This window comes from Streptomyces sp. NPDC126510, assembly GCF_040302345.1.
GTDB lineage: Bacteria > Actinomycetota > Actinomycetes > Streptomycetales > Streptomycetaceae > Streptomyces.
The window spans coordinates 25,544-37,677 of the sequence record NZ_JBEORR010000006.1 but is presented as its reverse complement, the minus strand read 5'-3'; the positions used below and the strand labels follow the sequence as shown (position 1 = coordinate 37,677).

At 70.7% G+C, this 12,134-nt stretch carries 11 protein-coding genes; 5 read left to right on the top strand and 6 right to left on the bottom strand.

Going from position 1 to position 12,134, the window contains the following annotated elements; all coding sequences use genetic code 11:
- Window positions 1-44 precede the first annotated feature (44 nt).
- Window positions 45-869: a DUF427 domain-containing protein gene (locus tag ABTX60_RS09540; RefSeq protein ID WP_352096516.1), complete on the top strand. Its 825-nt coding sequence runs from the start codon at window positions 45-47 to the stop codon at window positions 867-869.
- Between the two features lie 25 nt (window positions 870-894).
- Here the strand turns inward: ABTX60_RS09540 and ABTX60_RS09535 are convergent, their stop codons facing one another.
- The 6 genes from ABTX60_RS09535 to iolC are packed head-to-tail and all read right to left on the bottom strand — an operon-like array spanning window position 895 to window position 7,885.
- Window positions 895-1,680 (bottom strand): GntR family transcriptional regulator, encoded by a 786-nt coding sequence (locus tag ABTX60_RS09535; protein WP_352096515.1) that lies wholly within the window; start codon window positions 1,678-1,680, stop codon window positions 895-897.
- A gap of 21 nt (window positions 1,681-1,701) precedes the next feature.
- Window positions 1,702-3,195 carry a CoA-acylating methylmalonate-semialdehyde dehydrogenase gene (locus tag ABTX60_RS09530; protein WP_352096777.1) on the bottom strand — a complete coding sequence of 498 codons (1,494 nt, stop codon included), beginning with the start codon at window positions 3,193-3,195 and terminating at the stop codon, window positions 1,702-1,704.
- Between the two features lie 42 nt (window positions 3,196-3,237).
- Complete coding sequence (gene iolD, locus ABTX60_RS09525) at window positions 3,238-5,112, bottom strand: 3D-(3,5/4)-trihydroxycyclohexane-1,2-dione acylhydrolase (decyclizing) (RefSeq protein WP_352096514.1); 1,875 nt, start codon at window positions 5,110-5,112, stop codon at window positions 3,238-3,240.
- A complete protein-coding gene (gene iolB / locus ABTX60_RS09520) occupies window positions 5,109-6,002 on the bottom strand; it encodes a 5-deoxy-glucuronate isomerase (protein ID WP_352096513.1) in 894 nt (297 codons plus the stop codon). The genes iolD and iolB overlap by 4 nt, the downstream gene beginning before the upstream one ends.
- 13 nt (window positions 6,003-6,015) lie before the next feature.
- Complete coding sequence (locus ABTX60_RS09515; protein ID WP_352096512.1) at window positions 6,016-6,894, bottom strand: Cgl0159 family (beta/alpha)8-fold protein; 879 nt, start codon at window positions 6,892-6,894, stop codon at window positions 6,016-6,018.
- A gap of 13 nt (window positions 6,895-6,907) precedes the next feature.
- Window positions 6,908-7,885, bottom strand: a complete 978-nt coding sequence (gene iolC, locus ABTX60_RS09510; protein ID WP_352096511.1) for a 5-dehydro-2-deoxygluconokinase — start codon at window positions 7,883-7,885, stop codon at window positions 6,908-6,910.
- 320 nt (window positions 7,886-8,205) lie between these two features.
- On the opposite strand from iolC, the gene ABTX60_RS09505 reads away from it, so the two are divergent.
- Genes ABTX60_RS09505 through ABTX60_RS09490 form a run of 4 tightly spaced genes read left to right on the top strand, consistent with a single transcriptional unit; the run spans window position 8,206 to window position 12,122 of the window.
- Window positions 8,206-9,225 carry a sugar ABC transporter substrate-binding protein gene (locus ABTX60_RS09505; protein WP_352096510.1) on the top strand — a complete coding sequence of 340 codons (1,020 nt, stop codon included), beginning with the start codon at window positions 8,206-8,208 and terminating at the stop codon, window positions 9,223-9,225.
- A complete protein-coding gene (locus tag ABTX60_RS09500) occupies window positions 9,225-10,301 on the top strand; it encodes an ABC transporter permease (protein ID WP_352096509.1) in 1,077 nt (358 codons plus the stop codon). Before ABTX60_RS09505 ends, ABTX60_RS09500 begins: the two co-directional genes overlap by 1 nt.
- Window positions 10,302-10,306: 5 nt before the next feature.
- Entirely contained in the window at window positions 10,307-11,218 is a 912-nt protein-coding gene (locus ABTX60_RS09495) for an ATP-binding cassette domain-containing protein (protein WP_352096508.1), read from the top strand.
- 1 nt (window position 11,219) lies between these two features.
- Window positions 11,220-12,122 (top strand): sugar phosphate isomerase/epimerase family protein, encoded by a 903-nt coding sequence (locus ABTX60_RS09490; protein WP_352096507.1) that lies wholly within the window; start codon window positions 11,220-11,222, stop codon window positions 12,120-12,122.
- Window positions 12,123-12,134 lie beyond the last annotated feature (12 nt).

Sequence of the window (12,134 nt, the reverse complement as noted above, 5' to 3'; positions counted from 1 at the left end):
CGTGGAGGGGAACGGCATCCGGACCTCCGGAAGGAGCACCGGCCATGACCACCCACCCGGCCCACCCCGCCGCCCGCTCGATCAGGACCACCCCGGAAGGCCTCATGTGGGAGCCCAGCGAGCGCTGGGTGCGCGGCCGCAAGGGCGACATCACCGTCGTCGACAGCCGGCACCCGGTGCTCGTCTGGGAGCCCCACCTGCCCGTGCCGCAATACGCCTTCCCGGAGGAGGACGTCCGGACCGACCTCCTCCGCCCGGCCGGGAGCCCGCCCATCGGCACCCACACCGGCTCCCGGGTCTTCTACGACCTCGACGCCGACGGCGAGGTGCGCGAGAACGCGGCCTGGACGTTCCCCGTCGACGACCTGGCAGGCCACATCGCCTTCGAATGGTTCCTGCGCACCGACACGGGCCTCGACCACTGGTACGAGGAGGACGAGGAGATCTTCATCCACCCCCGTGACCCGCACAAGCGCGTCGACGCGCTGCCGAGCAGCCGGCACGTGCGGGTCGAGATCGACGGGCAGGTCGTCGCCGACAGCCACGCTCCCGTCCTGCTCTTCGAGACGTCCCTGCCCACCCGGTACTACCTCCCCCGCGAGGACGTCCGCCTCGACCTGTTCGACGCCACCGACCACCACACCGGATGCCCCTACAAGGGCACCGCCTCCTACTGGTCCTGGCGCGGCGGGGCCGATGTGCCGCCCAACCTCGTGTGGACCTATCCCGAGCCGCTGCCCGCCGTGTCGGTGATCCGGGGGCGCGTCGCCTTCTTCAACGAGGTCGTCGACATCACGCTGGACGGCGAGCGCCTGGAGCGGCCGGACACGCCGTTCAGCCGGATGCTGCGGAGGCGGAGCCGCTCGTGAAGTGCCGAGCAGGGCGGGCCACCGCCTACGGCCGCACCAGCAACTGGAAGTCGAACGAATAGTGCGAAGCCCGGTAGGTGTGCGTTCCGTACTCGACCGGGCGCCCGGTGTCGTCGTACGCCGTGCGCTGCATCGTGAGCAGCGCCGCCCCCTCCGCCTCGTCCAGGCGGGACGCCTCGTCCGCCGTGGCCGCGCGGGCGCCGACGGTCTGGCGGGCGCTGTGCAGGGTGATGCCCGCCGCGCGCATCACGCGGTACAGGCCGGTCGACTCCAGACGGGCGCTGTCGAGGTCCAGCAGGGACGCCGGCAGGTAGTTGCGCAGCAGCGCCACCGGCCGGCCGTGGGTGCGGCGCAGCCGGTCCAGGACGGTCACCTCGCCACCCTCGGGCACACCGAGGGCGGCGGCCACGTCGCAGGCGGCCGGGACGACCTCGTTGCGCACGACCTCGGTCGTCGGCCCCTGCCCGGCAGCCTCCAGGTCGTCGTAGAGGCTGCTCAGTTCCAGCGGGCGCCTGACCTGGCTGTGCACCACCTGTGTGCCCACGCCGCGCCGCCGGACCAGCAGCCCCTTGTCGACGAGGGACTGGATGGCCTGGCGGACGGTGGGGCGGGACAGGCCGAGGCGGACCGACAGGTCCACCTCGTTGCCCAGCAGGTTCCCCGGGGCGAGGACCCCGCGCTCGATCGCCGCCTCCAGCTGTTGCGCGAGCTGGTGGTAGAGCGGTACGGGGCTGCCCCGGTCCAGGGCGAAGTCCAGCGCGCCGAGCGCCGGGGCGGCCGTGGTGCGGGCCCGGTCACAGGACTTCGCCATGGATGAACCCCCTTACGGGTGTCAGGAGTTGCTCGGGAAGCCGAGGTTGATGCCGCCGTCCGAGGGGTCGGGCCAGCGGGTGGTGATGACCTTGCCCTGGGTATAGAAGGCGATGCCGTCGTTGCCGTAGACGTGCAGGTCGCCGAAGAGGGAGTCCTTCCAGCCGCCGAAGGAGTGGTAACCGACGGGGACCGGGATCGGCACGTTGACGCCGACCATGCCCGCCTTGACCTCCAGCTGGAAGCGGCGGGCCGCGCCGCCGTCCCGGGTGAAGATCGCGGTGCCGTTGCCCCAGCGTGAGGAGTTGATCAGCTGGATGGCCTCTTCGTAGGTCTCCGTGCGGACGACCGCCAGCACCGGGCCGAAGATCTCGTCCCGGTACGCGTCCGCCGTCAGCGGCACCCGGTCCAGCAGGGAGACGCCGAGGAAGAAGCCGTTCTCGTGGCCGTCGACCGAGAAGCCCGTGCCGTCCACCACGACCTCGGCGCCCTGCTCCGCGGTAGACGCCACGTACGACGCCACCTTGTCGCGGTGCTCGCGGGTGATGAGCGGGCCCATCTCGGACGCCGGGTCGTTACCGGGGCCGATCCTCAGGTTCTTCGCGCGCTCGGCGATCTTGCCGACCAGCTCGTCACCGATGTCACCGACGGCCACGACCACCGACACGGCCATGCAGCGCTCGCCCGCCGAGCCGTACGCGGCGTTGATCGCCTGGTCCGCGGCGAGTTCCAGGTCGGCGTCGGGCAGCACCAGCATGTGGTTCTTGGCGCCGCCCAGGGCCTGCACCCGTTTGCCGTGCTCGACCGCCTTCAGCTGGATGTACTTGGCGATCGGCGTCGAGCCGACGAAGGACACCGCCTCGATGTCCGGGTGCTCCAGGAGCCGGTCCACGGCCGTCTTGTCGCCCTGCACGATGTTCAGGACGCCCTCCGGCAGACCCGCCTCGGTGGCCAGCTCGGCCAGCCGCAGGGAGGCCGACGGGTCCTTCTCCGACGGCTTCAGCACGAAGGTGTTGCCGCATGCGATCGCCAGCGGGAACATCCACATCGGCACCATCGCCGGGAAGTTGAACGGAGTGATGCCCGCGACCACCCCCAGCGGCTGGCGGATCGAGGCCACGTCCACGCGGGTGGAGACCTGGGTGGACAGCTCGCCCTTGAGCTGGACGGAGATCCCGCACGCCAGCTCCACGATCTCCATGCCGCGCGCGACCTCGCCGAGCGCGTCGGAGTGCACCTTGCCGTGCTCGGCGGTGATGAGCTCGGCGATCTCGTCGCGGTGGGTGTCGAGCAGCTCGCGGTACTTGAACAGGATCGCCGTGCGCTTGGCCAGGGAGGACTCGCCCCAGCTCGCGAAGGCGGCCTTGGCGGAGGCGACCGCGGCGTCGACCTCGTCGACGGACGCGAAGGCGACCTGCTTCTCCTGGGCGCCGGTCGCCGGGTTGTAGACGGGGCCGAACCGGCCGGAGGCGCCCTCGACGGGCTTGCCGTCGATCCAGTGGGTGAGGGTCTTCATGGTGCGCAAGGGCCTTTCGTGGAGCGTGGGTTCAGGGGGAGTTCAGAGGTGGCGGCGGCGGTCCACCACGTGGCTGTCGTAGCGCTCACGGGCCTCGACGGCGGCCTCCCGGGTGGCGGTCTCGGCCACCGGCACGTCCCACCAGGCCTCGGCCGGGGGAGCGGTGGGGGCCGGGTCGGTCTCGACGTACACACACGTCGGGCGGTCGGAGGCCCGGGCCGCGGCCAGGGCCTCGCGCAGCTCGCGCACCGTCTTGGCGCGCAGCACGTCCATGCCGAGGCTGGCCGCGTTGGCGGCGAGGTCGACGGGCAGCGGGGCGCCGGTGAAGGTGCCGTCGGCGGCCCGGAAGCGGTAGGCGGTGCCGAACCGCTCGCCGCCCGTCTCCTGCGACAGGCCGCCGATGGAGGCGTAGCCGTGGTTCTGGATCAGGACGATGTTGAGGGGCAGTCGCTCCTGGACGGCGGTGACGATCTCCGTCGGCATCATCAGGTAGGTGCCGTCACCGACCAGCGCCCATACCGGGGCGCCCGGGGCGGCCTGCTGGACGCCGATGCCGGCCGGGATCTCGTAGCCCATGCAGGAGTAGCCGTACTCCAGGTGGTACTGGCGCGGGCTGCGCGAGCGCCACAGCTTGTGCAGGTCGCCGGGGAGCGAGCCGGCGGCGTTGATCACCACGTCGTCGTCGCCGACGGCCGCGTCCAGTGCGCCGAGCACCTGCGTCTGGGTCGGGACCGCGTTCTCGTCGGCGGCGCGGTAGGCGGCCTCGACGACCTCGTCCCAGCGCTCCTTGCCGGCGCGGTACTCGGCCTCGTAGGACTCGGACACTCGGTGCCCGGCCAGCCCCTCGGCCAGCCGCTCCAGGCCGGACCGCGCGTCGCACACCAGCGTCCGTGCGGCCAGCTTGTGCGCGTCGAAGCCGGTGATGTTGAGGTTGAGGAACCGCACGTCCGGGTTCTGGAAGAGGGTGCCCGAGGCGGTGGTGAAGTCGCTGTAGCGGGTGCCGACGCCGATCACCAGGTCGGCGGTGCGGGCGAGTGCGTCGCTGACCGCGGTGCCGGTGTGTCCGATGCCGCCGAGGTCGGCGGGGTGGTCGTGGCGCAGCGAGCCCTTGCCGGCCTGGGTGGAGGCGACGGGGATGCCGGTGTCCTCCACGAACGCCTTCAGCGCCGCTTCCGCCTCGCTGTGGTGCACGCCGCCGCCCGCCACGATCAGCGGTCGCTCGGCCGACCGGATCGCCTCGACGGCGGCCGCCAGCTCCACCGGGTCCGGCGCGGGACGCCGCACGTACCAGACCCGCTCGGCGAAGAACTCCTCCGGCCAGTCGTACGCCTCCGCCTGCACGTCCTGGGGCAGGGCGAGGGTGACGGCGCCGGTCTCGGCCGGGTCGGCCAGCACCCGCATCGCCTGGAGCGCCGAGGGAATCAGCGCCTCGGGCCGGGTGATCCGGTCGAAGTACCTCGACACCGGGCGCAGCGTGTCGTTGACCGACACGTCGGCCTCGACCGGGTGCTCCAGCTGCTGGAGCAGCGGGTCGGGGGCGTGCGAGGCGAAGTAGTCACCGGGCAGGAGCAGCACCGGCAGCCGGTTGATCGTCGCCAGGGCCGCGCCGGTGACCAGGTTGGTGGCGCCCGGGCCGATCGAGGTCGTCACCGCCTGCGCGGACAGGCGGTTCAGCTGCCGGGCGTAGCCGACCGCCGCGTGCACCATGGACTGCTCGTTGCGGCCCTGGTGGAACGGCATGACATCCTCGCCCACCTCCAGGAGCGCCTGGCCGACGCCGGCGACGTTGCCATGGCCGAAGATGCCCCAGGTCCCGGCGATCAGCCGGCGGCGCACGCCGTCCCGCTCGGTGTACTGGGCGGACAGGAACCGCACCAGGGCCTGGGCGGTCGTCAGTCGGCGGGTGGGGGCGCTCATACGGCGGTCTCCGGGGCGGTGTAGAGGGGGAGCCGGGAGTCGACCGGCTGGTCCGGCCAGGTGTCGCGGACCCAGGCGTGGTCGGGGTGGTCGCAGATCAGCCAGGCGCGCTCGGCCTCCGGGCCCGCCATGACGTTGAGGTAGTACATGTGGTGGCCGGGCGTGGCCATCGACGGGCCGTGCCAGCCGTCGGGGATGAGCACGACGTCGCCGTCGCGCACTTCCGCCAGGACGTCGGTGTCCCGGCCCGGGCCGGACGGGGACACACGCTGGTAGCCGAGGCCGGGGATTCCGTCGTGCCCGGCGAACTCGAAGTAGTAGATCTCCTCCAGCACGGACTCCTCGCCGGGCCGGTGCTCGTCGTGCTTGTGCGGCGGGAACGACGACCAGTTGCCGCCCGGGGTGATCACCTCGACCGCGATGAGCTTGTCGCACTCGAAGACCCCGGCCGCGCCGAAGTTGTTGACCTGCCGGGAGCAGTTCCCGGTGCCCCGCAGCTCCACGGGCACCTCGGACGCGGGGCCGTAGCGGGCGGGCAGCCGGCGGGTGCAGCGCGCGCCGGTCAGCGCGAACCGGCCGCCCGCGGCGGACGCCACGGTCGCGCGGGCGTCGCGCGGCACGTACGCGAAGTCGCTGACACCGCTGAACACATCGGCACGGCCCTGGAGTTCGAAGGTGTCCTGGCCGAAGTCGTCCGCCGCGGCGACCGTGCAGCCGCCGCTGAGCGGGACGACGATCCACTCGCTGTCGCCGGTGTCGAAGGAGTGCGTGCCGCCCGGCGGCAGCTCCAGGACGCGCAGGCTCGAGTGGCCCCAGCCGGCCTTCTCGGGCGTGACGTCGACGGCGTAGGGGCCGCCGAGGGCCTTGCCGGCGGGAAGGTGGAACGTCATTGCATCCTCCGGATCACAGCAGACCGACGGCCGTGTCGACCGCTTCTTCCACGCTGCCCCCGGCCGGGTAGAGCAGCGACCGTCCGACCACCATGCCCTGGACGGTGGGCAGCCGCAGGGCCTTGCGCCAGCGTTCGTAGGCGCCCTCCTGGTCCTCGCCGACCTCGCCGCCGAGCAGGACGACGGGCAGTGTGGAGGTCTCAAGGACCTCGGCCATGTCGTCCGGGTCGTCGGTGACGGGCAGCTTCAGCCAGGTGTAGGCGGAGGTGCCGCCCAGACCCGAGGCGATGGCGATCGACCGGGTGACGGCCTCGGCGGACAGGTCGTTGCGGACCCGGCCGTCGACCCGCCGGGACATGAACGGCTCGACGAAGAGGGGGAGGCGCTGAGCCGCCATGGCGTCGATCGCCCGCGCGGTGGACTCCAGCGTGGTCAGCGAGCCCGGGTCGTCGTAGTCGATGCGGACCAGGAGCTTGCCCGCGTCGAAGCGGAGCCGGGCGATGTCCTCGGCGCGGTGGCCGGTGAAGCGGTCGTCCATCTCGAAGGACGCCCCGGCCAGGCCGCCGCGGTTCATGGAGCCCATGACAACCTTGTCGTCGAGGACGCCGAGGAGCAGGAGGTCCTCCAGGATGTCGGCGGTGGCGAGCACCCCGTCGACGCCGGGCCGCGACAGCGCGGTGCACAGCCGCTGCAGCAGGTCCGCGCGGTTGGCCATGGCCAGGCGCCGGTTCCCGACCCCGAGGGCGCCGCGGGCCGGGTGGTCGGCGGCCACGATCATCAGCCGGCCGCTCGCGCCCAGCAGCGGGCGGCGCACCCGGCGGGCGGCCGCTTCCGCGACCGCCTCGGGGTTGCGGGCTCTGACCGTCGTGAGGTCGGGGATGCCGATGTTCAAGGAAGGCTCCGTTTCAGTGGCTCGTGCTCGGCGACGGCACCCCGGCGAGGAGGTCGGCGACCTCGGACTCGGTGGGCATCGCGGAGGAGCAGGCGAGGCGGGAGGCGACGAGGGCACCGGCGGCGTTGGCGTGGCGCATGGTCCGCTCCAGGTCCCAGCCGGCGAGCAGACCGTGGCAGAGCGAACCGCCGAAGGCGTCGCCCGCGCCGAGGCCGTTGACCACCTCGACCGGCACCGGCGGCACCTCGGCCCGGGCGCCGTCGCGGTGCACGGCCAGGACGCCCTTGGGGCCCTGCTTGACGACGGCCAGCTCCACACCCGCCTCCAGCAGCGCGTCCGCGCAGGCCTGCGGCTCGCGCACGCCGGTGGCGATCTCGCACTCGTCGAGGTTGCCGACCGCGACCGTGGCGTGCCGCAGGGCCTCGCGGTAGTACGGGCGGGCCTCCTCGGGGTCGCGCCAGAACATCGGGCGCCAGTCGAGGTCGAAGACGGTGATCCCCGACTTGTCGCGTGCCTTGAGGGCGGCGACCGTGGCGGAGCGGCTCGGCTCCTCGCTGAGGCCGGTGCCGGTGATCCAGAAGATCCGGGCGCCGCGGATGGCGAAGAAGTCCAGCTCGTCGGTGTGGATCTCCAGGTCCGGCGCCTTGGGGCGGCGGTAGAAGTACAGCGGGAAGTCGTCGGGCGGGAAGATCTCGCAGAACGTGACCGGCGTCGGGTACGCCGCGACCGGGGTGACCCAGCGGTCGTCGACGCCGAAGCCCTTGAGCTCCTCGTGCAGGTAGGTGCCGAACGGGTCGCCACCGGTGCGCGTGATCACCGCCGTACGGCGTCCGAGGCGGGCGGCGGCGACCGCCACATTGGCCGCGGAACCTCCCAGGAACTTCCCGAACGTCTCCACTTTCTCCAAGGGGACGCCGGTCTGCAGGGGGTAGAGGTCGACCCCGATGCGGCCCATCGTGATCACATCGAAATACTGGGCTGGCTCGGCCATGCGCGACCTCCTCGGGAAGCTGGGGATGCGGGTCCTGGGGCGCCCTGACACGGTGGGGCGTGGATCCACGGGACCTGCCGCCCCCCAGGTGTAGGTCCCGGAGGGCGGCGCTGTCAATAGTTTGTACTTACATTCGGACCTGCTCGTGAAATGATGTCTTAACAAAGTATTGACAGCGGGCGCGGCAGGGACTTGTATCCCGTGGCATCACGACAGTCCGCTTGCGGCATCATGATCCGGACTCCGTAAGGCTCCGGGACCACGGATCCCTTCGTGATCCCTTCCTTTCCCCGCAGTAGCACAGTGAGGTGCCAGGAAAGATGGACCGCTCTTCCCACCCCCGCTCTCGCAGGCTCGCGCCCGTCGTCGCCGTGGCCGCGGCAGCGGCCCTGACCCTCGCCGGCTGCTCCAGCAGTTCCGGAGGCAAGAAGTCCGAGGAAGGTGCCGCCGGCGCCTCGGCCGGCAAGGCGACCACGCCGCGCATGACCGTCGCCCTCGTCACCCACCAGGCGCCCGGCGACACCTTCTGGGACACCGTCCGCAAGGGCGCCGAGGCCGCGGCCGCCAAGGACAACATCAAGCTCGTCTACTCCGCCGACCCGAACGCGGGCACCCAGGCCAACCTGGTCCAGAACGCGATCGACCAGAAGGTCGACGGCATCGCCGTCACCCTCGCCAAGCCGGACGCCCTCAAGGGCGTCATAGGCAAGGCCGAGAAGTCCGGCATACCCGTCGTCGGCCTCAACTCCGGCCTGAGCGACTGGAAGAACCTCAACCTGCTGGAGTTCTTCGGCCAGGACGAGTCCGTCGCGGGCGAGGCCTTCGGCAAGAAGCTCAACGAGGTCGGCGCCAAGAAGGTCCTGTGCGTCATGCAGGAGCAGGGCAACGTGGGCCTCACCCAGCGCTGCGACGGCGTCGCGAAGACCTTCGACGGCAAGGTCGACCCGCAGAACGTCAACGGCACCGACATGCCGTCCGTGAAGTCGACGATCACGGCCAAGCTGAAGCAGGACCCGTCCATCGACTACGTGGTGACCCTCGGCGCCCCCTTCGCGCTGACCGCGGTGCAGTCGGTCGCGGACGCCGACAGCAAGGCCAAGATCGCCACCTTCGACCTCAACAAGGACCTGATCAAGGCCATCAAGGTCGGCTCGATCCAGTTCGCCGTCGACCAGCAGCCGTACCTGCAGGGCTACCTGGCCGTCGACGGTCTGTGGCTCTACAAGAACAACGGCAACTACAGCGGCGGCGGTGAGCAGCCCGTGCTGACCGGCCCGGCTTTCGTCGACAAGTCCAACGTCGACAAGATCGGGGAGTTCGCCGCGAAGGGCACCCGGTGATGAGCATGACCCAGCAGGCTGAGCCGGCGGTGGACACACCGCCGGCCCCCGGCCCGAAGCAGACCGACGGCCGGATGCGGCAGCGCCCCCTGGCGCTGCGGCTGCTCGCCCGGCCCGAGGTCGGTGTGTTCCTCGGTGCCGTGGCCGTGCTCGTGTTCTTCCTGTTCGCGGCACCGCCGGTGCGGGACGGCAGCTCCATGGCCAACATCCTGTACTCGTCGTCGACCATCGGGATCATGGCGCTCCCCGTGGCCCTGCTGATGATCGGCGGGGAGTTCGACCTCTCGGCCGGTGTCGCCGTGATCACCTCGGCGCTGACCGCGTCGATGCTCAGCTACCAGCTGACCATGAACGTCTGGGTCGGCGTGATCGTCGCCCTGCTCGTGTCGCTCGCGATCGGCGCCTTCAACGGCTGGCTGTTGGTCAAGACCGGGCTGCCGAGCTTCCTCGTCACCCTCGGCACGTTCCTGATCCTTCAAGGCGTGAACCTCGCGGTCACCAAGCTGATCACCGGCAACGTCGCCACCGACGACATCAGCGACATGGACGGCTTCACCCAGGCGCAGAAGCTCTTCGCCTCGACCTTCACCGTCGGCGGGGTCAACGTGAAGATCACCGTGGTGTGGTGGCTGGTCTTCGCGGCCCTGGCCACCTGGGTGCTGCTGCGCACCAAGTACGGCAACTGGATCTTCGCCGTCGGCGGCAACAAGCACTCCGCCCGGGCCGTCGGCGTCCCCGTGACCTTCACCAAGATCTCACTGTTCATGCTGGTCGGCTTCGGCGCCTGGTTCGTCGGCATGCACCAGCTGTTCTCCTTCAACACCGTGCAGTCCGGCGAGGGCGTGGGCCAGGAGCTCATCTTCATCGCCGCGGCCGTCATCGGCGGCTGCCTGCTGACCGGTGGCTACGGCTCCGCGATCGGCACGGTCTTCGGCGCCTTCATGTTCGGCATGGTGCAGCAGGGCATCGTCTACGCCGGCTGGAACCCCGACTGGTTCAAGGCCTTCCTCGGCGTGATGCTCCTCGGCGCCGTCCTCATCAATCTGTGGGTCCAGCGCACGGCGACCCGGAGGTGACCGCGATGACCAGCAAAGAAACGGGCACCCACGGTGCCGTCCTGAAGGACACCCCGCCCGCCGACGAGCGTCCCCTCGTCGCACTCCGCGGCGCCGGCAAGTCCTACGGCAACGTCCGCGCCCTGCACGGGGTGAGCCTCGAAGTGCACCCCGGCAAGGTGACCTGCGTCCTCGGCGACAACGGCGCCGGCAAGTCCACCCTCATCAAGATCATCTCGGGGCTGCACCAGCACACCGAGGGCGAGTTCCTCGTCGACGGCGAACCGGTGCGCTTCTCCACCCCGCGCGAGGCCCTCGACAAGGGCATCGCCACGGTCTACCAGGACCTCGCCGTCGTCCCGCTGATGCCGGTGTGGCGCAACTTCTTCCTCGGCTCCGAGATGACCAAGGGTCCCTGGCCGCTGCGCCGTCTCGACATCGAGCGGATGAAGAAGACCGCGGACGAAGAGCTGCGCAACATGGGCATCGTCCTGGACGACCTGGAGCAGCCCATCGGCACGCTCTCCGGCGGCCAGCGCCAGTGCGTCGCCATCGCCCGCGCCGTCTACTTCGGCGCCCGCGTCCTCATCCTGGACGAGCCGACCGCCGCCCTCGGCGTCAAGCAGTCCGGTGTGGTGCTGAAGTACATCGCCGCCGCCCGCGAGAAGGGCCTGGGCGTCATCTTCATCACCCACAACCCGCACCACGCCTACATGGTCGGCGACCACTTCAGCGTGCTGCGCCTCGGGACCATGGAACTGTCCGCCTCCCGCAGCGACGTCTCCCTCGAGGAACTGACCAACCACATGGCCGGCGGCGCCGAACTGGCTTCTCTCAAGCACGAGTTGTCGCAGGTCCACGGCGTCGACGTCGAAGAGCTCCCCGAAGAGGGAGACCTCACCGCACCCGTAGCCGCCTCTTCGGAAGGAAAGTCCTGACATGGCCCTCGCGCTCGACCGCATCCGGGTCGGCTCCGCCCCCGACTCCTGGGGCGTCTGGTTCCCCGACGACCCCCAGCAGGTGCCCTGGGAACGCTTCCTCGACGAGGTCGCCGAGGCCGGCTACTCCTGGATCGAACTCGGCCCGTACGGCTACCTGCCCACCGACCCGGCTCGGCTCACCGACGAGGTGACCAGGCGGAACCTCAAGGTCTCCGCCGGCACCATCTTCTGCGGCCTGCACCGCGGCCCCTCCGAGTGGGACTCCACCTGGGAGCAGGTCAGCCGGGTCGCCGCCCTCACCCAGGCCATGGACGCCAAGCACTTGGTCGTCATCCCGTCCTTCTGGCGGGACGACAAGACCGCCGAGATCCTGGAAGCGCCGGAGCTCACCACCGAGCAGTGGCGCAACCTCACCACGGGCATGGAGCGCCTCGGCCGCGAGGTGAAGGACACCTACGGCCTGGACATCGTCGTCCACCCGCACGCCGACACCCACATCGACACCGAGGAGCACGTCGAGCGGTTCCTCGACTCGACCGATTCCGCCGCGGTCAACCTTTGCCTGGACACCGGGCACTACGCCTACTGCGGCGGCGACAGCGTCAAGCTGATCGAGACCTACGGCGAGCGCATCGGCTACCTCCACCTCAAGCAGGTCGACCCGGAGATCCTCGCCGACGTGGTGAAGAACGAAATGCCGTTCGGCCCCGCGGTGGCGCGCGGTGTGATGTGCGAACCTCCGGCCGGCGTCCCCGAGTTGGGTCCGGTCCTCACGGCCGCCCAGAAGCTGGGCGTGGACCTGTTCGCCATCGTCGAGCAGGACATGTACCCCTGCGAGCCGGACAAGCCGCTGCCGATCGCGGTGCGCACCCGCAAGTTCCTGAGGTCCTGCGGCGCCTGACGACCCGAAAGG

Excerpts from the sequence above, each read along its gene's own strand:
- ABTX60_RS09540 (WP_352096516.1), top strand. The coding sequence starts at position 45 with ATGACCACCCACCCGGCCCACCCCGCCGCCCGCTCGATCAGGACCACC.
- ABTX60_RS09535 (WP_352096515.1), bottom strand. The coding sequence starts at position 1,680 with ATGGCGAAGTCCTGTGACCGGGCCCGCACCACGGCCGCCCCGGCGCTC.
- ABTX60_RS09530 (WP_352096777.1), bottom strand. The coding sequence starts at position 3,195 with ATGAAGACCCTCACCCACTGGATCGACGGCAAGCCCGTCGAGGGCGCC.
- iolD (WP_352096514.1), bottom strand. The coding sequence starts at position 5,112 with ATGAGCGCCCCCACCCGCCGACTGACGACCGCCCAGGCCCTGGTGCGG.
- iolB (WP_352096513.1), bottom strand. The coding sequence starts at position 6,002 with ATGACGTTCCACCTTCCCGCCGGCAAGGCCCTCGGCGGCCCCTACGCC.
- iolC (WP_352096511.1), bottom strand. The coding sequence starts at position 7,885 with ATGGCCGAGCCAGCCCAGTATTTCGATGTGATCACGATGGGCCGCATC.
- ABTX60_RS09505 (WP_352096510.1), top strand. The coding sequence starts at position 8,206 with ATGGACCGCTCTTCCCACCCCCGCTCTCGCAGGCTCGCGCCCGTCGTC.
- ABTX60_RS09500 (WP_352096509.1), top strand. The coding sequence starts at position 9,225 with ATGAGCATGACCCAGCAGGCTGAGCCGGCGGTGGACACACCGCCGGCC.
- ABTX60_RS09495 (WP_352096508.1), top strand. The coding sequence starts at position 10,307 with ATGACCAGCAAAGAAACGGGCACCCACGGTGCCGTCCTGAAGGACACC.
- ABTX60_RS09490 (WP_352096507.1), top strand. The coding sequence starts at position 11,220 with ATGGCCCTCGCGCTCGACCGCATCCGGGTCGGCTCCGCCCCCGACTCC.